Origin of the sequence: Paenibacillus sp. FSL R7-0273, from assembly GCF_000758625.1 — a bacterium.
GTDB lineage: Bacteria > Bacillota > Bacilli > Paenibacillales > Paenibacillaceae > Paenibacillus_AQ.
Map to the genome: position 1 here is coordinate 7,269,384 of NZ_CP009283.1, position 19,538 is coordinate 7,288,921.

At 48.5% G+C, this 19,538-nt stretch carries 22 protein-coding genes and 1 tRNA gene; 2 read left to right on the forward strand and 21 right to left on the reverse strand.

The annotated features are described in order from the left end of the window. Positions 1-230 precede the first annotated feature (230 nt). The 5 genes from R70723_RS31230 to rpsF form a co-directional block, all read right to left on the reverse strand. Positions 231-2,189 (reverse strand): endonuclease MutS2, encoded by a 1,959-nt coding sequence (locus tag R70723_RS31230; RefSeq protein WP_039878030.1) that lies wholly within the window; start codon positions 2,187-2,189, stop codon positions 231-233. Between the two features lie 442 nt (positions 2,190-2,631). Next, a complete protein-coding gene (locus R70723_RS31235) occupies positions 2,632-3,006 on the reverse strand; it encodes a VOC family protein (protein WP_039878031.1) in 375 nt (124 codons plus the stop codon). Positions 3,007-3,132: 126 nt separating this feature from the next. Then, positions 3,133-3,405, reverse strand: coding sequence for a 30S ribosomal protein S18 (gene rpsR / locus R70723_RS31240; protein WP_019914552.1), 273 nt, complete (start codon positions 3,403-3,405; stop codon positions 3,133-3,135). Between the two features lie 21 nt (positions 3,406-3,426). Then, complete coding sequence (gene ssb, locus R70723_RS31245) at positions 3,427-3,933, reverse strand: single-stranded DNA-binding protein (RefSeq protein WP_039878032.1); 507 nt, start codon at positions 3,931-3,933, stop codon at positions 3,427-3,429. A 48-nt stretch (positions 3,934-3,981) separates the two neighbouring features. Next, the gene (gene rpsF, locus R70723_RS31250; RefSeq protein ID WP_025706808.1) at positions 3,982-4,266 is read right to left on the reverse strand and encodes a 30S ribosomal protein S6; all 285 of its coding nucleotides are present in this window, start codon (positions 4,264-4,266) and stop codon (positions 3,982-3,984) included. Positions 4,267-4,482: 216 nt separating this feature from the next. Here rpsF and R70723_RS31255 point away from each other — a divergent pair, with 216 nt between their 5' ends. Beyond that, the gene (locus R70723_RS31255) at positions 4,483-4,680 is read left to right on the forward strand and encodes a YjzC family protein (RefSeq protein WP_039878033.1); all 198 of its coding nucleotides are present in this window, start codon (positions 4,483-4,485) and stop codon (positions 4,678-4,680) included. 471 nt (positions 4,681-5,151) lie between these two features. Here R70723_RS31255 and R70723_RS31260 read toward each other — a convergent pair. The 4 genes from R70723_RS31260 to R70723_RS31275 all read right to left on the reverse strand — a co-directional run bounded on the left by R70723_RS31260 (position 5,152) and on the right by R70723_RS31275 (position 6,815). Then, positions 5,152-5,242 (reverse strand) — tRNA-Ser (locus tag R70723_RS31260). Between the two features lie 43 nt (positions 5,243-5,285). Continuing rightward, on the reverse strand, positions 5,286-5,510 hold the full coding sequence (locus R70723_RS31265) for a DUF951 domain-containing protein (RefSeq protein ID WP_039878034.1): 225 nt from the start codon (positions 5,508-5,510) through the stop codon (positions 5,286-5,288). Beyond that, positions 5,510-6,538, reverse strand: a complete 1,029-nt coding sequence (locus tag R70723_RS31270) for a mechanosensitive ion channel family protein (protein ID WP_039878035.1) — start codon at positions 6,536-6,538, stop codon at positions 5,510-5,512. The genes R70723_RS31265 and R70723_RS31270 overlap by 1 nt, the downstream gene beginning before the upstream one ends. A gap of 19 nt (positions 6,539-6,557) precedes the next feature. Further along, positions 6,558-6,815 (reverse strand): putative Se/S carrier protein, encoded by a 258-nt coding sequence (locus tag R70723_RS31275; RefSeq protein ID WP_039878036.1) that lies wholly within the window; start codon positions 6,813-6,815, stop codon positions 6,558-6,560. A 161-nt stretch (positions 6,816-6,976) separates the two neighbouring features. On the opposite strand from R70723_RS31275, the gene yyaC reads away from it, so the two are divergent. Then, positions 6,977-7,585: a spore protease YyaC gene (gene yyaC, locus R70723_RS31280; RefSeq protein ID WP_039878037.1), complete on the forward strand. Its 609-nt coding sequence runs from the start codon at positions 6,977-6,979 to the stop codon at positions 7,583-7,585. Here yyaC and R70723_RS31285 read toward each other — a convergent pair. From R70723_RS31285 to rpmH, 12 genes are all read right to left on the reverse strand, one after another. Further along, positions 7,557-8,057, reverse strand: a complete 501-nt coding sequence (locus tag R70723_RS31285; RefSeq protein WP_039878038.1) for a DUF4446 family protein — start codon at positions 8,055-8,057, stop codon at positions 7,557-7,559. The two genes, yyaC and R70723_RS31285, sit on opposite strands and share 29 nt — an antisense overlap. 21 nt (positions 8,058-8,078) lie before the next feature. Continuing rightward, positions 8,079-9,245 (reverse strand): aminotransferase class V-fold PLP-dependent enzyme, encoded by a 1,167-nt coding sequence (locus R70723_RS31290; RefSeq protein WP_039878039.1) that lies wholly within the window; start codon positions 9,243-9,245, stop codon positions 8,079-8,081. Between the two features lie 92 nt (positions 9,246-9,337). Next, positions 9,338-10,180, reverse strand: a complete 843-nt coding sequence (locus tag R70723_RS31295; RefSeq protein ID WP_039878041.1) for a ParB/RepB/Spo0J family partition protein — start codon at positions 10,178-10,180, stop codon at positions 9,338-9,340. After that, positions 10,173-10,934 (reverse strand): ParA family protein, encoded by a 762-nt coding sequence (locus R70723_RS31300; RefSeq protein WP_039878043.1) that lies wholly within the window; start codon positions 10,932-10,934, stop codon positions 10,173-10,175. Before R70723_RS31300 ends, R70723_RS31295 begins: the two co-directional genes overlap by 8 nt. 198 nt (positions 10,935-11,132) lie before the next feature. Next, positions 11,133-11,951, reverse strand: a complete 819-nt coding sequence (gene noc, locus R70723_RS31305; RefSeq protein ID WP_039879581.1) for a nucleoid occlusion protein — start codon at positions 11,949-11,951, stop codon at positions 11,133-11,135. 273 nt (positions 11,952-12,224) lie between these two features. Continuing rightward, complete coding sequence (rsmG, locus tag R70723_RS31310) at positions 12,225-12,947, reverse strand: 16S rRNA (guanine(527)-N(7))-methyltransferase RsmG (protein ID WP_039878044.1); 723 nt, start codon at positions 12,945-12,947, stop codon at positions 12,225-12,227. A gap of 3 nt (positions 12,948-12,950) precedes the next feature. Then, on the reverse strand, positions 12,951-14,837 hold the full coding sequence (gene mnmG / locus R70723_RS31315) for a tRNA uridine-5-carboxymethylaminomethyl(34) synthesis enzyme MnmG (RefSeq protein WP_039878046.1): 1,887 nt from the start codon (positions 14,835-14,837) through the stop codon (positions 12,951-12,953). 55 nt (positions 14,838-14,892) lie between these two features. Next, positions 14,893-16,269, reverse strand: coding sequence for a tRNA uridine-5-carboxymethylaminomethyl(34) synthesis GTPase MnmE (gene mnmE / locus R70723_RS31320; RefSeq protein WP_039878047.1), 1,377 nt, complete (start codon positions 16,267-16,269; stop codon positions 14,893-14,895). 114 nt (positions 16,270-16,383) lie between these two features. Continuing rightward, positions 16,384-17,118: an RNA-binding cell elongation regulator Jag/EloR gene (gene jag, locus R70723_RS31325; protein ID WP_039878048.1), complete on the reverse strand. Its 735-nt coding sequence runs from the start codon at positions 17,116-17,118 to the stop codon at positions 16,384-16,386. Next, positions 17,115-18,017, reverse strand: a complete 903-nt coding sequence (locus R70723_RS31330; protein WP_039878049.1) for a YidC/Oxa1 family membrane protein insertase — start codon at positions 18,015-18,017, stop codon at positions 17,115-17,117. The genes jag and R70723_RS31330 overlap by 4 nt, the downstream gene beginning before the upstream one ends. A gap of 86 nt (positions 18,018-18,103) precedes the next feature. Next, on the reverse strand, positions 18,104-18,454 hold the full coding sequence (gene rnpA / locus R70723_RS31335) for a ribonuclease P protein component (protein ID WP_039878051.1): 351 nt from the start codon (positions 18,452-18,454) through the stop codon (positions 18,104-18,106). 362 nt (positions 18,455-18,816) lie between these two features. Further along, the gene (gene rpmH, locus R70723_RS31340; protein WP_019914530.1) at positions 18,817-18,951 is read right to left on the reverse strand and encodes a 50S ribosomal protein L34; all 135 of its coding nucleotides are present in this window, start codon (positions 18,949-18,951) and stop codon (positions 18,817-18,819) included. Between the last annotated feature and the right edge of the window lie 587 nt (positions 18,952-19,538).

The following is a 19,538-nucleotide window of genomic DNA, read 5'->3' on the forward strand; positions in this document are numbered from 1 at the left end:
TTTATTATTGTAAAACACGTTGTATACCAGGCTCATATACATTCCACACTAAGTTATATATCATGTAATGCGTAAATTTTTAAATTCTGAATTTTATCAGCTCCAACTTAGAGAATAACGAAAAATCAGCAGAATGGGAAGGCAATAATTGGAGAAGGCAGCAATAACCCAGCCCTTTGAGACGAAAAAGGCCTGCCTTTTCAGGCAGACCTCCACATTTTCCGTACGGTTTATCCCTCCTCTTCCGGCTGGATAATGCTTAGTCCATCGACATGCCTTTTTCCCATCAGCTTGCGCTTCTTACGGTTCTCCTTGCTCTCGAAGATGATATCCATATCATAATCCTCAGGGTACAGCTCCTCCTTCGATAAATACGGCTTCAGCCGCTTATGATTAATCCGCAGCTTCTCCTTCTGAACCATTACGCCGACGATTCCCATGCTGTCCATCCTGGCATATACGATTCCTGTCCGGTTGAGTGAGCTGATAAACACAGCATCCCCGATCTCAAAGCCGGAGACCGGAGCCTTGCTGTCCTTAGCCGAAGCCCCTGACAGCCGACCCTCCTGAACGGGCCCCTCTCCGCTGCCCTGGTGATGCTTGTGCCGGCTGTACGCCTTTATTCCGCTCTCCTTCCCCGGGAAGCTAATCCTGCCTTGTGGCCTGCCCTGCTGGCCTGCCAGCTCATGGGAACGCCGGATCACCTCTGCCGGAATCCCCAGCTTTTCTGCAATCTGCAGGGCATAGCTTTCGCCTGCCTCCCCAATCGTAAGCTTATAAAGCGGGCGCAGTGTATGCTTATCGAACTCCATCCGCGCGTTCTCAAATCCCGGGGCTGCAGCAGCGAATGATTTTAACTCATTGAAATGGGTAGTAACAACAATATTGGCACCCTTGCGGCTTAGCTCCTCCAGTATGGCGATTGAAAGAGCAACACCCTCGCCCGGGTCTGTCCCTGCGGCCAGCTCATCGATCAGCAGCAGCACGCCTCTTCCAGCGGAGCGCAGCATCCCTTCAATGCTCTTCATCTGGGCGGAGAAGGTGCTGAGCGACTGTGTCAGGCTCTGTCCGTCTCCGATTACACTGATAATATCTGAGAACACTGCGAATTCACTTTGCTCCTCTACCGGGATCAGCAGGCCGGATTGGACCATGGCACTCAATAGGCCAAGTGTCTTGAGGATAACCGTTTTACCGCCGGTATTCGGGCCGGTGACGATCAGGGACTTGTAGCTGCGGCCAAATTCCAGGCTGACCGGTACCATGTCCTTCAGCTCGGGGTGCCTGCCGCCATTCATCCGCAGGATTCCCTGTTCATTGAGCGCAACCTTGCGCGCATTCAGAGACCGGGCATACTTGGCTTTAGCAAAGATAAAGTCATAGGTACCCGTCACCTCGATATTCATGCGCAGTGATTCCTGCTCCCGCTCCACAAGGCCGCTCAGCATACTGAGGATGATCCCCTCCTCCCTTGCCTCATCTGCTGCAAGCAGCTCCAGCTCACCCTGCAGAGCGGCAATTTCATACGGCTCCACGAATACTGTCTGCCCGCTGGTCGACTGGTCCAGCACAGCCCCCTTCACCTGCTTGTGATACTCCCGCTTCACAGGGATCACATACCGCCCGCCCCGCATACTGACCAGATTCTCCTGAAGGATCGGCTGATGCCTCGACATAATGCTGTCCAGCTTGCGCTGCAGCCGGTCCTTGGCTACTGCCAGCTGCTTACGTACCCGCTCCAGCCCTTTGCTGGCCTGGGTCTCGATTACACCGAAGCGGATACAGCGCTCAATCTCTTCCCGGAGCTGCGGCAGCTCCTGTAATGATGACCCGTAAGCAGCTATCCGCGGCGCGCTCTGCGCTTTGGAGACCATATATTTGCGCAGCTGCCCGCAGCTGTTCAAATAGACGGCAACCGCCGTCAAATCCTGTTCGTTGAACAAATAGCCGGTCCCCATCAGCGACATAACCCACTCAATCCCCTCCAGGGACGGCAGAGGCACACTGGCACCGCGCACAAGCAACTCCATAGCCTCCTCTGTCTCCTCCAGTGCACGCTGTATGGCTGGCATATAAACCATCGGCTCAAGCTCTCCGGCCAGCCTTTTACCTTCATAAGAGACTGCGTACCGTACAACCTCCTGTTTAATTTCTTCATAACCGAGTGTGTGTAAGCTTTCAAGATTCATTGATAATCCTCCTCTAAAATATTCCTGTAATTAGCCCGCACCTTTTCCGGGTAACAAAAAAAGGGCAAAGACTGCACTATGCAGTCCTTGCCCTCACTAAAACGGTAATGTCCCTTGTATGCCCCGGCCTGCGGCGGTACCGCAAAACATGCCCGGAAAACAGAAAAAACCGTGCTCAAGAGCACGGTTTATCACAAAGGAACATTCGCCGTTAAAGAGGCAATGTTGACGCTTCGCGTGTTCTTAACTAAATCATCCACCTAAAATAAGCAGTAAGCGCACAATAGCGCATACCTGAATAGAGCAGGCCCTCAGCACATGCTGGTCCTGCTGCCGCTTATCTTAAAGTGATATGAAATTGCTTAGTTAAGAACGCTCACCGACATCAAAATTTCCCCTTTATTATAGGATACCTGTAATTTACTACATTCTGTTGCGCACGTCAATTCCCGGCAAAATAATTGAACACCCAGGTAATTCCGTTCTTATAATCGGATACCTGGCCGTGCAGCGCGCCAAAAAAAGTGTTCTGCAGCTCGACCTGGACCTTACCGCCGTCATCCGCCAGTCTTCCGTAGATGCCGCGCAGCTCCTCTTCGCTCTCCAGCGCCATAATTATGCTTACGTTCTCTGTCTTGGCACCGCGGCCGTAATCATCGGAGAAATGGATCAGGCTCTGGCCCAGCTGCAGATCAGCATGCAGAAGCTTTCCGTTGTGCTCGTTCAGCACTTTGATTTCCCCGCCGAACACACTCTGGTAATACTCAACTGACTCCCGTACATTTTCAATGATTACATAAGGGCTTGCACTGATCATAATCATGCCTCCAGAGATTTTCTTTTTATTATATACAATTGCAGCGGCCGCTACTAAGCGAGAGTTTATCTGCTCAAGAATGCAGCAAAAAAGCAGCCGGCATAGCCGGCTGCTTCGTAAAACGTCCTATTCCGTTGTGTAAGGCAGCAGCGCGATTTGACGCGAGCGTTTTACAGCAATGGTCAGAGCGCGTTGGTATTTTGCACTTGTACCTGTTACACGACGCGGCAAAATCTTTCCGCGTTCGCTGATGAACTTCTTGAGAAGCTCAGTGTCTTTATAGTCAATGTGAGTAATTTTGTTCACAGTGAAGTAGCACACTTTTTTGCGCTTGTTGCGTCCACCACGACGTGCCGGTCTTTTGTCGTTGTCTCCGCCTTCTCTTTGTTTGAAAGCCATGTTCTTTTCAGTCCTTCCTTATTAAAATGGCAAATCATCATCCGATATATCGATCGGTTTTCCATCGCCCGAAAAAGGATCTTGATTATTGTTGCTGCGCGAGAAATTATTGTTATTTCCGCGTGCACTGTTACCGCCGTTACCGCCGCCATAGGCAGGCTCTTCAGGCATACTACCGCCACTCGGTGCATTTCCGCCTTCACGGTTCTGCGAGGATTCCAGGAAACGGACATTATCAGCAATAACTTCAGTTACGTATACACGTTTACCTTCGTTATTCTCATAGTTCCGTACTTGGATGCGTCCTTCTACGGCTGCCAGACGTCCTTTGCGCAAATAATTGGCACAGGTCTCAGCCAGCTGTCTCCAGGTTACTACCGGGATGAAGTCCGCTTCGCGTTCACCGTTCTGGCCCGTAAAGTTACGGTCTACGGCAAGCGTAAACTGTGTTACGGCAACACCAGCAGGAGTATAACGAAGTTCCGGGTCACGGGTCAACCGACCGATCAGAATGATACGGTTCAACAATTCAATCCCCTCCTTATAGCGCGATTTGTTACAAAGCTTGTCTCGATCTTAGGCAACGTCGTTCGTAATGAGATAACGAATAACTTCGTCGGAAATCTTCATGATACGCTCAAGCTCAGTAACTACTGCAGGTTCTGCAGTGAAGTTAACCAATACATAAACGCCATCACGGAATTTCTTGATCTCATACGCAAGACGGCGTTTACCCTGCACATCGTGCTTTGTAATTTCCCCGCCGTTGGAGATGATGCCTTGGAATTTTTCGACTGCTGCTTGAACGGCTTCTTGTTCAATATCAGGACGAATAATGTACATCACTTCGTATTTGCGCATAAATTTCACCTCCTTATGGTCTTCGGCCCCTGATCATGTCAGGAGCAAGGAGCGAGCACAAACATAGACTCGCACCAAATCAGTTTACCAAATTGTGAAGCTGATTGCAAGCATATTCATACACAGCAGCTTGCAGGTACTTTTTAGCTACATGAAGCCCGGCGGCGCTGCACACAATAGACCTGTATTTATCACCTTTATAGAGGAGGATTTATAATGGGCGAGCAGACAGAGTATGAAAAAGGCGACCGGGCACCCAATCCTGGTGTTTACACCGAGGTAGGTGAAGCGCGCAGCTTCCACACCCAGATCCAGAACCCGAAGCGGATTACAATGGAGAAGGGCGATATTTTTCCTGAGACCACCAACAAGGACCGCAAGTGGAAAAAGGTTGAGAAAGCGCGTGTCCATTAATTTTGTGCAGGCATGTATAAAAAGCTGACTAAGGCACATAATAAACTCAGGCAGTACAAAAGAGAGGTGTGGTTCCGTTGTACGTCGATGACGAACACAATCACTGGGATTCTGATTCAGCAACTATTGTAATCCGGGAACCGTGAAGCTGGCCCTCAAGTAGAAATGCTTAGCCGTTCTCAAAGGGCGGTATTCGTTTCTGCGGGAAAGGTAAGGATAAAGTATAGGGCAGCTTATACTTTCTTATCTTTTAAAAAAGGCATCAGCTTTTGCAATACCCAGCACTTTAGCGGCTTTAGACAGAAATATCCGAACATCATTGATGTACTGCCTCTGGAGAGAGATCCGCAAGGATCTCTCTTTTTGCATGCGTTAAAACAGCATCGCTGCTTCCCCTGAGCCACAGAATTATGCACAAAAAAACCTCCGCAGCAGCGGAGGCCTGATTAGTCATATTATAGATAGCTGTGGTGGCGGAGAGGGTGGGATTCGAACCCACGCACGCTTTGACACGCCTAACTGATTTCGAGTCAGCCCCCTTGGGCCTCTTGGGTACCTCTCCGCAGCAAGACCTATTGTATCACGGTGATTTTACTTTTGCAAGCTTAATTATCAGAGCCCTCTGTTCCTGTTCCGGCGCCTTTTGAGCGGAGTACCTTCTTGAGGTTCTTCTCAAATTTAGCACGGGGGATCAGCACGCTGTGCTGGCAACCGGTGCATTTAATCCGGATATCCATCCCCATCCGGATGATCTCCATCTCATTCGTGCCGCAGGGATGAGGCTTTTTCATCAGCACAATATCACCCAGCTCAAAAACCTTCCGTTCCATCAGTTCTCCCCCTCTTCTCCCTCTTGCGCTGCTGCGATCTGCCGTCTGGGAATTGCTCCTGCCGCCTCATTGGCTTCCCTGGCTGGTTTTACAAGCCCAGCATCGAGTGCCACCCTTGCCGCCTGTTCTTCCTGTTCAAGGGCCTTACGCGCAGCTTCAGCCTCCTCCAGTGCAGTCTGCTTCTCCAGTGCCTGCTTGATGTCACTCTGAATCTGGCGCTGCGCCGCATCCCGGGCATTAGGCTGGCAATTGGCAGCTATCCGGATAACAAACTCTGATGTGCTCATCGACTGAACACCGAGAATAGTCGGGTACGCGATAATGTTGTCACTCCGCTCCTCAATTCCCTTCATTGCCTCGCCGATCAAGGCAAGCGTATGCTCCAGGCCCCGTTCAATCTTCACCGGCACATCTACAACAGCCATTGCATTAGCCAGTGAGTAGTTCGTTACATTGATAATGGACCCGTTAGGAATAATGTGAACCTCGCCTGTGAAGCTTAGCAGTCTGGTCGTTCTGAGCCCGATCATTTCCACGGTTCCTTTATAAGTACCGGTCTGAATCACATCACCGACTGCGAACTGATCCTCAAAAATGATAAAGAACCCGGTAATAACATCCTTGACCAAACTCTGTGCTCCAAAACCGATGGCCAGGCCAACAACCCCCGCACCTGCCAGGAGCGGCCCGAGATCGAAATTAAACTCGGAAAGAATCAGCATAATCATGACAAAATTGCAGATAACCGTGACCACATTTTTCAGCAGGCCGCCCACTGTAGAAAAGCGCCGGCTGCTGGCCAAAATCCGGCTTCCGGTCATTTCCTTTTCCATCGAACGGTCAATGATCTTATAAACCACCTTAATAATCAGCCGGGTCAAGAGAAAGATTACAAGGATTCTCAGTCCCGAAAATAAAACACTTGCCCACATATCAGCATCTGTTACCCAGTTCCATACTTTGTCCTTGAACCGGACAGCTTCATCCAGTGCCTCAGCTGCCGTTGCTTCCAGCCTCCAAACCTGCATCCCGTTTCTTCCTCCCTCACTAAGCACTTAACTCTATATACCCGCTTCCCTCTTCATCCTTACTGAAGATACCGCGGATTTCAACGTTCTGCCCGGTGATGATCTCCCTTACTCCGGCAAGGTCTTCTCGAAAAAACTGAATGGACATCGCACAGCCTGCCGTAATCTCCTTGGGAGTCGGGAAGATATCGATTTCAATTTCTGCATACTCCAGCAGCATTTCAGCACGCAGTGCCTGCTGCGTAGAGTCAAATGCAATCAGCAGCTCTTCCTTCAACTCCTTGCCTCCCTCTGGGCTTATGGTCCTATCTCTTGCGCCTGTAGTATAAAAAATCTCTTCCATCCATATACTAGGAACATCAAAACACAATCTTTGAATCACCAATGTATGCCTGCCGCTATTTTCGTAGAAGCTCCGTTTTAAGAAAGGAAGGTTATATGAACTTAACCTCAAAAGCTGCTCCGCTTAATGAGCCGACCTGCCTCAAGATGCTGCATACCGACCCGAATATTTACTCAAGCATTACCCACCGGTTGCTGTTTCATTTTTCACGTACACGTCCTGACACGCCTATTGTCATTGTCTGTGTCGGTACAGACCGTTCTACCGGTGACTCTCTTGGTCCGCTTGTAGGTACAGCCTTATCCCGCTTTCACAGTCCGTTATTTCACCTGTACGGAACACTGGACGAGCCTGTGCATGCCGTTAACCTGGAGGAGACACTCACACTCATTTATAACAAGCACAATGACCCTTTTATTATCGGGATCGATGCCTGCCTGGGGCATTCCGCCAGTGTCGGCTGCATCCAGGTTGTTGACGGCCCTCTCCGTCCCGGTGCCGGTGTTAACAAGCAGCTTCCTCCTGTAGGAGATATACATTTAACCGGAATCGTTAATGTGGGCGGATTCATGGAGTATTTTGTGCTGCAGAATACACGTTTGAGCCTCGTCATGCGTTTATCAGATATAATTGCCGTCAGTCTATTCTCGGCCTTGAAGCAATGGAATCTTCATGCTAACTCTGCTGCTGCGCTTGAGCAATGACTTCCTTTTCTTCAGGTGACAGCGGGTACTGTGAAGCTCCGTTTTCAAGCGGCTTGGCATAAATATAAGAATTTTCCCGGTTGTGCAGGCTCGTTAAGACTACACCGTTACTATTGTCATCTACGATGGCTATCGAGAAGCTCAGGTCGCTCCCTCTTTCTCCGAAGGCATTATACCGCTTCACTGCTACTTTAGATTTCATGCCGCGCATTTTGCTTTGTGCTGCTTCAATCAGCGCCTTATGCTCACGTTGGCCCTCGTCCAGGCGCTCACTCTGATTTTTCAGATCGATCAGCAAGCTTTCCAGATCCTCAACACCGTTCCCGTTCATCATTGCATCATATTTACGACGCATCCGGCGGAGCTTGCTGCCTTGGACCAGCTGGACAATCACCAGTATTAAGATTATGACTGCAGCCGCAAATATAACCAACGAAATCTGTTCATTAATCATCTGATTTAGCTCTAACATGTATGGACCATCCTTTTATCTTTATCTGCTGCTGCGGGCCGGGCCGTATAGCTCCATCATGGCATCCAGCATTCTTTTTATATCATGCTCAGTTGAGCTCACCCCTACACTTGCTCTGACAGCTCCGCTCTCCAATGTTGCAGCAGCCTTATGGGCCAGCGGTGTACAATGCATACCGGCCCTTACAGCAATATGGTACTCACGGTCCAGACGATGGGCAATGGCGGCTGACTCCTCACCGTCAATTGTAAAGGATACGATTCCGCTCCGCGGAGCGCCGATTTTTGGCCCAAGCAGCCTTAACCCCGGAATGACTGACAGACCCTCCATCAATTGTTGCGTAAGCAGCCACTCCTGCTGATGTATTTGATTAATTCCTGTAGCTTTAACCCTGCGCACACCGGCCAGCAAACCGGCGATACCTACTGAATTCTGGGTGCCTGCCTCATACCGGTCAGGACGTACATCGGGCTGCTCACTGCTCTCAGACTGGCTTCCGGTACCTCCATGCATTAACGGCTCCAGCTCAAGCTCAGGCGAAATGTACAGCCCTCCGGTCCCCTGCGGACCCAGCAGACCTTTATGCCCCGGAAAAGCAAGCAGATCAATATTCATTTCCTTCACATCAATCTCCAGCACCCCCGCACTCTGGGCAGCGTCAACCAGATAAACTGCATTATGTGCTTTGGCAATCTTACCGATTTCACTGACCGGAAGGATGCTTCCCAGCAGATTGGAGCTGTGATTACAAATCACCATTTTGGTAGCTGATCTAAAGAGCTGCTTCAACTCCGCCAGGCTGATCTGTCCCTCTTCGTCCACCAGCAGATAATCAACCTCTATTCCGATTGTGCGGCGCAGATACTCCAGCGGGCGACGCACGGAATTATGTTCAGTCATTGTAGAGATAACATGATCCCCTGCATGAAGAGTCCCCTTGATCGCCATATTGAGCCCCATTGTCGTGTTATGAGTAAAAGCAATATCCTGGGCGTTACTCACACCAAACAGCTCAGCGAGCATGCTGCGCGCCCTCACAAGCACCCTGCCTGTCCCTATCGCAAGCGAGTGGGTGCCGCGACCGGCATTCGCACCTGACCGCTCCAGGGCTTCCATCATCGCTGCAGCCACCTCAGGCGGCTTTGGCCAGGAGGTGGCTGCGTGATCCAAATATACAAGCTGCTCCATTCTCTAACCCCACTTTTTTAGTGTAAAAAACATACCCCTCCATATCCGTGTTAGGGATACCTCAGGATATGTTTTGCTCACAACTATGAAGATCAGTTCCCAAGCAGTTCCAACAATCTTTCCAGGTCCTGGGCGCTGTAATAATTGATTTCAATCTTCCCTTTATCCTTGCCCTGTTTGATTTTCACTGTTGTTTTAAATCTTTCACGCAAGCCTTCTTCCACATTATCAATGTAAGGGTCGCGCTTCACTACCTTCGTCTTATCACCGGCCGCAGGCTTACGGTCAAGATTCTTAACTACCTCTTCCAGCTGTCTTACGCTCCACTGCTGCTCTACACATTGTTCTGCAAGCTGTTTTACTAGTTCAGGGTCTTTGAGTCCAACTATCGCCCGCGCATGCCCCATTGAAATTGTTCCACGTGAAACATATTCCTTCACTTCTTCCGGTAAGGTCAGCAGCCGTAAAAAGTTAGCGATGTGTGATCTGGATTTACCAACCTTTAGCGAGAGCTCTTCCTGGGTAAGCGAGAACTGGTCCATCAGACCTTGATAAGCTACTGCAATCTCCATTGCGTTGAGATTTTCACGCTGCAGGTTCTCGATCAAAGCAATTTCCATTACCTGCTGATCACTCAGACTTCTTACAACAGCGGGAATGGTTGCTTTTCCGCAATACTGAGAAGCCCGGAATCTGCGTTCACCGGCAATGATTTCAAAGCCTTTCAATACACTGCGGACAATAATCGGCTGAATGACTCCATGCTGTCTGATAGACTCGGCCAGCTCCTGAATCGCTTCCTCATTAAAGTCCTTGCGCGGCTGATAAGGGTTAGCCCGCAGCTGGCCTAAAGGTATCTCGACAACCTTATCATCTTCATTAATTGATAAGGATGGAATCAGAGCATCTAGACCTTTCCCTAAACGCTTACTCATAAGAGATCACTTCCTTTGCCAACTCTAAATACACTTCCGCTCCTTTGGAACGGGAATCATACGTAATAATGGATTGTCCATGGGAAGGTGCTTCACTCAAGCGGACGTTACGCGGAATAATCGTCCGGTATACCTTTTCCTGAAAATACTTTTTAACCTCTTCAATAACTTGAATCCCCAGATTGGTGCGGGCATCCAACATAGTCAGAAGAACTCCTTCAATGCTTAAGTGGGGGTTGAGATTTTTTTGAACAAGACGCACAGTGTTGAGCAGCTGGCTTAATCCTTCAAGCGCATAATATTCACATTGAATTGGAATAATCACCGAGTCAGCTGCAGTCAGTGAATTAATAGTAAGAATTCCGAGTGACGGCGGGCAATCAATAATGATGTAATCGTAATTGCCTTTAACCGTGTTGAGCGCCTTCTTCAGCTTAAGCTCTCTGGAGATTGTCGATACCAATTCGATCTCGGCACCTGCCAGCTGAATTGTAGCCGGAATAATATCCAACCCGTCAATCTGGGTATGCTGAATAGTATCCTGCGGATTTACCTCATTAATAAGAATATCATAAATGCAATTTGCTACATCCGCTTTGTTGACGCCAACGCCGCTTGTAGTGTTGCCTTGCGGGTCAATATCGACAAGAAGCACTCTCTTCCCCATTGTAGCCATGCTGGCACCCAGGTTGACAGAGGTTGTCGTTTTTCCGACTCCGCCTTTTTGATTTGCTATGGCAATAATCTTGGACACTTATTTCACCTCGAATTGTTAGAAAGAATCATCTTGTAGTTCGTGAAGTTGTAACGTTAGAACGGCATCAATGTTTGCGAGAAAATAGACAAATATACAAGTGAAAGTTAATCTAATGGCTTATAGCGACAGATTCCGCCTGTAGTCACAGAAAAGGCGGCCGATCACCTCAGGGCCGCCTTCAGCTTTTGAAACAATTTATCGTTTAGGGATCTGAATCACAATCTCATAATGGTCACCGCGGTCATTCTCCGAGGTTTTAATCTCCATTCCTGAGCCTGTTACCATATCAATCGATTGACGAATTGTATTAAGAGCTAGACGAACATCCTTAGTGTAGGAAACCCGTTTTGATTTTTTGGCAGTCTGGCTAAGTGCCTTGTAGAATGCAATGCGTGCCTCAGTCTGCTTAACATTAAGTTCCTTGGAAATAATCTCAGCAAGTACCTTTAGCTGCATTTCCACACTATCCAAAGAAAGCAGGGACCGTGCGTGCCGTTCTGTAATTTGGCGCTCCATCAGCGCTGTTTTTACCTCTTCGGGCAGCTGCAGGAGGCGGATCTTGTTAGCGATAGTAGACTGGCTTTTGCCAAGACGCTGTGCCAGGCTCTCCTGGGTTAATTGATGAAGATCAATTAGCTTCTGATAGGCAATAGCTTCTTCAATGGAAGTCAGGCCTTCCCGCTGCAAATTTTCGATTAACGCAATAGATGCAGCCTGAGAGTCATTAAACTCACGAACGATAGCCGGAACCGTATCCAATCCGAGCTTCTTAACTGCACGCCAACGGCGTTCTCCAGCAATGATTTCATACTGGGAATCACGCATGCGTACAACAATCGGTTGAATCACTCCGTGAGTTTTGATAGTCTGACAGAGCTCGTCTATCTTCTCATCATCAAAAATCGTCCGGGGCTGATAAGGACTGCTGATAACCTCATGAACCGGGATTTGTTTGACCTCTTCTCCGCTGCTCCGCTCGCTAAATCCAAAAAGCTTGGTGAATTGTTCTTTCATTCCGTTCATAACCACCTAGTTTCAATATAGTACGATCCTCTTAACCTGACCTGGCAAAAAGCCCATCGTACAGCCTTCGCTAATAAGCGATACTATATCATTCTATCACTTTTCCGCTGATAATCCTATTCTCCATAAAGACCTATTTTTCCTGCCTTTTAAAATAATTGAAATGATATTGGCCTTATCCGCAAAATAAAAAGCCCTTAGCAGCTAAGGGCTTTTTATTGATTCGGTAATCTAAAATGGATAAAAATGTTTCACGTGAAACATTTAAATCAGCGGCGCCTTTGCAGGCATTCCCGCCTTGCGCGGATACTTGGCAGGTGTGGCACCTGTCTTGCGGATCAAAACAATGTGCCGGGCTGATTCCTCTACCGGCAGACTAAAGGATTCTACTTTATTTAGCTCGGCCCGTAATTCCTTAAAGCTACGGCCTGCCTCCGCCAGTTCTTCACCCGGGTCATTTCCCTTCATGGCTGCGAAGATGCCATCCTTACGGGTAAACGGCAGGCAGAACTCATTCAGCAGTGATAGACGGGCAACTGCACGGGCAGTAACTACATCATAAGCATCACGGTGCACAAACTGTCTGGAAATATCTTCTGCTCGTCCATGGATCAGCTGTACTCCGCTTAGCCCCAGTGTATCGCAGATGTGCTGCAGAAAAGTTATTCTTTTACTTAAAGAATCGACGATAGTCAGCTTGATGTGCGGAAAGCATATTTTTAATGGAATACCAGGAAACCCTGCACCGGATCCGATATCAGCGAGACTGTTCACTTCATTAATATTAATATAGAAGGCAAGTGATAACGAATCGTAAAAATGCTTGGTATAAACCTGGTCGCGCTCGGTAATGCCTGTCAGGTTCATCTTCTCATTCCACGATACCAGCTCCTGGTAGTAAAGCTCAAACTGCTCCAGCTGACGGGGTGCAAGCTCAATCCCCTTCTCCTGCAATAGAGCAACAAACTGTGCTGTTGTGCTGTCCATATATTATCCTTTCGCCGCCGTCACACGGTTATAATGCTCTAAGTGTACAAGCAGAATCGAAATATCAGCCGGGGTAACTCCGGCAATCCGTGAAGCCTGACCAATAGAGATCGGAGCAATCTTCGTCAGCTTCTGACGGGCCTCCATTGCAAGTCCGTGAATTTGATTATAATCAATGTCGTCAGGAATCTTTTTCTTTTCCATCTTCTGCAGCTTCTCTACATGGGCAAGCTGCTTTTCGATATAGCCGGCATATTTGATCTGAATCTCTACCTGCTCTTTCATTTCTTCATCCAGCTCATCAGGAGAAGGAGAAATCTGATCCACGAAGCTATAGGCGACCTCAGGGCGGCGCATCAGCACAAGCAGATTAGATCCATCAACAATAGGAGCTGAAGAATAAGCAGCCAGAGCTTCATTAACCTCTACAGGCTTAACCTTTGTTTCCTGAAGGCGGACAATCTCACGGTCAACCGTTTCCTTTTTATGCATAAATGCATCATAACGCTGCTGCGGAATAAGCCCAATGTCATAGCCGATAGGAGTAAGGCGCAGATCAGCATTGTCATGGCGGAGCAGCAGACGGTACTCGGCACGTGAGGTAAGCAGACGGTAAGGCTCATTCGTACCCTTAGTCACCAAGTCATCGATTAATACACCGATATACCCCTGGGAACGGTCAAGCACTACAGGCTCTTTATCCTGTACCTTACGGGCTGCATTGATGCCAGCCATTACACCCTGTCCTGCTGCTTCCTCGTATCCAGAGGTACCATTAATCTGTCCGGCGGTAAACAGCCCAGGCAGACGCTTGGTTTCAAGTGAAGGCCAGAGCTGGGTAGGCACCATGGCATCATATTCAATTGCATAGCCGTTACGCATCATTTCAACCTTCTCCATCCCGGGAATGGAGCGCAGCACGGCTAACTGTACATCTTCCGGCAGACTGGTGGAAAGACCCTGTACGTAATACTCGGAAGTGTTTTTTCCTTCCGGTTCAAGAAAAATCTGGTGCTGGGACTTGTCACTGAACCGCACTACCTTGTCTTCAATAGACGGGCAATATCGCGGGCCTGTTCCTTCAATAATTCCGGTAAACATCGGGGCACGGTGCAGGTTGTCGTTAATAATCTGATGAGTAACCGGCTGTGTATAGGTCAGCCAGCAAGGCAGCTGCTCATTGTCCGATGACTTGGTTTCAAACGAGAAGAACTTAGGCTTATCATCACCCGGCTGAATCTCTGTTTTGGAGAAATCAATAGTATCCCTGTGTACACGCGGAGGTGTTCCTGTCTTAAAGCGGACCAGCTCAAAGCCGAGCTCACGCAGGTTTTCGGACAGACGAACGGAAGGCTGCTGATTATTCGGGCCGCTCTCATACGTCAGCTCACCCATGATAACCTTACCGCGCAGATAGGTGCCTGTAGTCAGGATAACCGTTTTACTGCGGTAGATTGTGCCTGTCTTAGTAATTACGCCTGCGCATTTTCCGTCCTCCACAATCAGCTCTTCAACCATACCCTGGCGAAGCGTCAGGTTAGGCGTCTTCTCCATTGTTTCTTTCATAGCGTGCTGATAGAGAAATTTATCCGCCTGAGCGCGCAGTGCATGAACCGCCGGTCCTTTGCCTGTATTAAGCATACGCAGCTGGATAAAGGTCTTATCAATATTCCGTCCCATTTCTCCACCCAGCGCATCAATTTCACGGACGACATGTCCCTTAGCGGGGCCGCCAATCGAAGGATTACACGGCATAAATGCCACCATATCCAGGTTGATCGTAATCATTAAAGTATTGCAGCCCATCCGGGCTGCAGCCAGTGCAGCTTCGCAGCCGGCATGTCCGGCGCCTATGACCACTACGTCATAGCTGCCTCCTTCATAACCCATTTCTACTCCTCCTCACTGCTAATCCAAAAGCAGTTATTATATAATGATGAACCGTTTATTTACCAAGACAGAATTGCGAGAAAATCTGATCAAGCAGGGAATCGGCAGCTGTATCTCCGATGATCTCACCAAGCTGTTCCCAGGCCAGACGCACATCAATCTGAATCATATCAATCGGCACCAGCATGTCGGCAGCCTCATAGGCATCCTGCAGTGATCTGTGCGCTTTTTTGAGCAGGGCAATATGCCGTACATTACTAACGTAGGTCAAATCGCCGGATTCCAGCTTGCCGCCGAAGAACAGCTCCGAGATAGCCTCCTCCAGCTTATCGAGTCCCTCTTCCTCCAGTACGGACATCGGCACAATGCTGGACTCTTCAAAAAAGGTAAGCAGCTTGCCTTTATCCAGATGCGGCGGTAAGTCCATTTTATTCATGATAACCAAAGCTTGTCTACCGTGGATTTGTTCCATTAGTGCCAGCTCGTCCTCATGCAGCTCTTCATTTGCATTCAGAACAAGCAAAATCAGGTCAGCATCGCTGAATGCAGCCTTGGACCGCTCAACACCGATCCGCTCAACCACATCCATTGTTTCCCGGATACCGGCGGTATCGAGCAGCTTCAGCGGAATATTATTAATGGTTACATACTCCTCTATTACATCACGCGTTGTTCCCGGAATATCGGTTACAATCGCTTTATTGTCACGGGCAAGCGCATTAAGCAAGGAGGATTTACCCACATTGGGCCGGCCGACAATCGCTGTCGTAATACCCTCACGCAGAATCTTACCCTCATTGGCAGTCTTCAGCAGCTTATCAATGCCTGACATAACCTCACTGCTTTTCTTTTTAATAAACTCTGCAGTCAGTGCTTCAACGTCATGCTCGGGATAATCAATATTCACTTCAATATGCGCCAGTGTTTCAATCAGAGTGTGCCGCAAGGACTTGATCCGCTCTGATAATGAGCCGCTGACCTGCTTAAGGGCAACAGAGAAGGCACGGTCAGACTTGGAGCGGATCAGATCGATAACCGCCTCCGCCTGGGAAAGATCAATCCGGCCGCCCAAAAAGGCGCGCTTGGTGAATTCCCCCGGCTCGGCCAGACGGATATCCTGCTGCAGCAGCAGATCCATTACTCTTCTGACTGATATAACCCCTCCGTGGGCGCTGATCTCCACCACATCCTCTGTAGTAAAAGAGCGGGGGCCTTTCATTACTGTGACCAGTACCTCCTCCATCCGTTCCCCGTCCGCAGGATTTATTATATGACCGTAGTGGACGGTATGGGAAGCAACCTCTATAAGCGGCTTGGCGCCGCGGAATAAAGGGGCAACCTCGGAAATCGCCTCCGGTCCGCTTACCCGGACAATCGCAATTCCTCCCTCACCCAGTGCCGTCGATACGGCAGCAATGGTATCACTAAGCATGCTGTTTCTCACCTCAATATAATGTTTAATATCTCAAGAAAGAACTTATTCTCTTTCAAAAAAAAGCAATGACCCCTTACATTGGACAAGGAGTCATTGCAGCCTATTTAATGTCTACTTCAATGTTATAACAACACGCCGGTTTGGTTCTTCGCCCTTGCTGAGTGTATTAACCTGACGATGATCCTGCAGCCTGGAGTGAATGATCTTACGCTCCTGCGGGGACATCGGTTCAAGCACAACCTCCTTGCGGGTTCTGACCACACGGCCGGCCAGACGGTCTGCCAGCTCCTCCAGTGTCTTCTTACGGCGCTCACGGAAATTCTCCGCATCCAGCACCAGACGGACAAAGCTGTCAGAATAACGGTTGGCCACAATATTAGCCAAGTACTGCAAAGCATCGAGAGTTTGTCCTCTTCTGCCAATCAGAAGTCCCAGATCCGGACCGGAAATTTGCAGAATGGTCGATTCCTTGGTATGAACGATTTCCACTTCTACTGTAAGCCCCATGCTTTTGGCGACATCGATAATGAAATGAACGGCCTGTTGGTAAGCTTCCTCTGCCGGTTGTCCGGAATCTTGGCGCGGCACACCGCCGCCAGCCTCCTGCTTGCTCTCTCGTGTTGACTGCTGAGGCAGTGACGGAGCACTCGCCGCTGATGCCGGTGCGGCTTCAGGAATCAAGGTAAGCTCTACCTTGGCGCCTTTCGCACCGATCAATCCAAGGAATCCTTTTGACGGCTGTTCCAGTACGTTGACCGTTACCCGGTCCTTTTGAACTCCAAGCTGGCTCAGGCCACGTTCTACAGCTTCTTCAATAGTTTTCCCTGTTGCGACGACTTTGCTCATTTTGACTTTTTGGCTCCCTTCGCTTTGCCGCTATTGCCTTTTGCAGCGGGAGTAACATCCTTGCGAGCGCCTGAATCCTTGCCCTTCACAAGATTGACTTCTTTGCTGGTACCGGCACCTGCGACAGCCAATTTGGTCTTATCGTTGTTGCGGTATAAGAAGTAGTTCTGAATGATAGTGTACACGTTACTGTAAACCCAGTATAGAGGCAGTGCTGCCGGGAAATTGTAAGACATGATGAAAATCAGAACCGGGTACACCATCATCATGAACTGCATCGGACCCTGCTGCTGAATCGGGTTCATCTTGGTCATCATCCGGGTCTGAAGGAACGTTGTAGCCGCAGCTAGCAGCGGCAGGATAAACAGCTTGTCCGGTTCCCCGAGCTGGAGCCACAGGAACGAGTGCTCACGCAGATCCGGGTTATAATAGATCGAGTTGTACAGGGCGATAAAAATCGGCATTTGCACGATCAGCGGCAGACAGCCCGCCATCGGATTAACTTTGTTCTCCTGGAACAGGCGCATGGTTTCCTGCTGCACCTTCTCAGGCTGATCTTTATATTTTTTCTGGATTTTCTGGAGCTCCGGTTGAATGGCCTGCATTGCACGTGAGCTTTTTACCTGTTTCATGGTAAGCGGCAGGATCAGCGTGCGGACGATAATCACCATTACAAGGACGGCCAGTCCATATTGTCCATTAAACCACTTGGCGAACGTATCGAGGGCGATGGCGAAATAGTAAACTACGTTACTCTGCCAGAAGCCTCCATTTTTCAAATCCTCCGTCGTGTGCGTAACCGCTGATGATGGAGCGCACCCTGACAGAACAGCAATCATCAGTACCATTAACCCGAGGAGAAGAAACATTTTTCCCCGTTTAGTCTTCATTAGAGACACCTCAAAACCCCTCTCATAAACATTCCACTGCACCGTAAATCATACCATAATTATGAAGACAAATAAACAAGCCCGTTCCGTGGCTGTTACTTGCGCGAAGCCTTGAGCAGCTTGGCTTTTCGGAGTACATGCAGTGCACTTTTTTCGAGCTCCGCATAATCCTTATCAAGCGCTCCCTTTCTTACAATAAATACTATATCCAGCCCGCCGGCAATTTCCGGCTCATGATGGCGGATAATCTCCTTTACCAGCCGTCTCATGCGGTTGCGGACGACGGCATTTCCGACCTTTTTACTGACCGATACACCAAGCCGGAACCGCTCCACCTCTTTTTTGCTGAACCAGTACACCACAAACTGATGATTCGCAAATGACTTCCCGTGGCGGTATACGCGGCTGAAGTCCGCACGGTTTCGTAATCGTAGACTTTTGTGCACGGGAATCTCCTATTCAAGTGCCGGATGCTCCAATAAGCTCCGGACAATGATCTTCTACTTAGTATGGTCATCCGGCTGCCGGCATAAACGGCTTCCCGGGATCAGGCATGCATCTGCCCTGCTTACGTATTCATACAATAGCTCTGTGAGTTATAAACTCTAAAATATCTAAAAAAGGCCCGCAAAGTGTAGCGAACAGCCTTTGCAGAGCCTCATCCATTATCCGTACGCATCCGGCAGAAATCCGTAAAACAGCCGGTGCCCGTTTCTGTCCTATATAAGGAAACGAAATTTTCAGGGCAGTCTTTTTGCTTCCTTATATTTAAAAAAGGACCACCGCAGTGGTCCCTAAGTGGCCTAACTTACGCACTCAAAACTTTTCTGCCTTTCAGGCGGCGGGCTGCCAGCACTTTACGGCCGTTTTTCGTGCTCATTCTTTTGCGGAAACCATGTACCTTCTTGCGTTTGCTCACATTCGGTTTGAACGTCGGTCTCATGTATTGCACCTCCCTTACAGGAACTTAATTACTGTCATATTAGCAGAAACGGTCTAAGCCGTCCTTTTGAGTAGGGACAGTATCTACAAGTATCATCAATTAATTTTGGAGACATATCCTCACAGAAAACACCTTTATATATTAAAACATACCATTGTCCTAAAAGTCAACTGTATCTCACTGCTTCCTTCCTCTTTTCTTAAAGTGATTATCCACAAGCCCAGGCGCATAAAAAAGGTATCCACAAGCTTATTCAGTTATCCACCTGTGACTAAAAAAATTATCCACTCCCCGATTAATGAGTACAACCTGTGCATAAAAAAAATAGACCGCTGACAGAAACTGTCGAACGGTAAACAAATTATCAACAATATCTTGTGTTGTTCTTAAAAATTATACACAAGTGATTGAATTTGTGGATAAAATGGCCCGGCTCATTGAAAAACAAGGGACGTTTTGCTATGATGGTATTACTTTTGAATGTGAATAGATTTGTTTGTTCAATATATTATCAACAAGCTGTGGATAAAGTTGTGAACAATTCAAGTTTATCCATATTTTTTTGTCTCTATATATTGCTTACTGGG

Bases quoted from the DNA above. Each gene is read 5' to 3' on its own strand.
- yyaC (WP_039878037.1), top strand. From the start codon at position 6,977: ATGAACTTAACCTCAAAAGCTGCTCCGCTTAATGAGCCGACCTGCCTC.
- R70723_RS31270 (WP_039878035.1), bottom strand. From the start codon at position 6,538: ATGCAGGTTTGGAGGCTGGAAGCAACGGCAGCTGAGGCACTGGATGAA.
- R70723_RS31285 (WP_039878038.1), bottom strand. From the start codon at position 8,057: ATGTTAGAGCTAAATCAGATGATTAATGAACAGATTTCGTTGGTTATA.
- mnmE (WP_039878047.1), bottom strand. From the start codon at position 16,269: ATGCTTAGTGATACCATTGCTGCCGTATCGACGGCACTGGGTGAGGGA.
- rpsR (WP_019914552.1), bottom strand. From the start codon at position 3,405: ATGGCTTTCAAACAAAGAGAAGGCGGAGACAACGACAAAAGACCGGCA.
- R70723_RS31290 (WP_039878039.1), bottom strand. From the start codon at position 9,245: ATGGAGCAGCTTGTATATTTGGATCACGCAGCCACCTCCTGGCCAAAG.
- R70723_RS31295 (WP_039878041.1), bottom strand. From the start codon at position 10,180: ATGAGTAAGCGTTTAGGGAAAGGTCTAGATGCTCTGATTCCATCCTTA.
- R70723_RS31255 (WP_039878033.1), top strand. From the start codon at position 4,483: ATGGGCGAGCAGACAGAGTATGAAAAAGGCGACCGGGCACCCAATCCT.
- mnmG (WP_039878046.1), bottom strand. From the start codon at position 14,837: ATGGGTTATGAAGGAGGCAGCTATGACGTAGTGGTCATAGGCGCCGGA.
- R70723_RS31230 (WP_039878030.1), bottom strand. From the start codon at position 2,189: ATGAATCTTGAAAGCTTACACACACTCGGTTATGAAGAAATTAAACAG.
- R70723_RS31235 (WP_039878031.1), bottom strand. From the start codon at position 3,006: ATGATCAGTGCAAGCCCTTATGTAATCATTGAAAATGTACGGGAGTCA.
- rpmH (WP_019914530.1), bottom strand. From the start codon at position 18,951: ATGAGACCGACGTTCAAACCGAATGTGAGCAAACGCAAGAAGGTACAT.
- rpsF (WP_025706808.1), bottom strand. From the start codon at position 4,266: ATGCGCAAATACGAAGTGATGTACATTATTCGTCCTGATATTGAACAA.
- noc (WP_039879581.1), bottom strand. From the start codon at position 11,951: ATGAAAGAACAATTCACCAAGCTTTTTGGATTTAGCGAGCGGAGCAGC.
- rsmG (WP_039878044.1), bottom strand. From the start codon at position 12,947: ATGGACAGCACAACAGCACAGTTTGTTGCTCTATTGCAGGAGAAGGGG.
- R70723_RS31265 (WP_039878034.1), bottom strand. From the start codon at position 5,510: ATGGAACGGAAGGTTTTTGAGCTGGGTGATATTGTGCTGATGAAAAAG.
- jag (WP_039878048.1), bottom strand. From the start codon at position 17,118: ATGAGCAAAGTCGTCGCAACAGGGAAAACTATTGAAGAAGCTGTAGAA.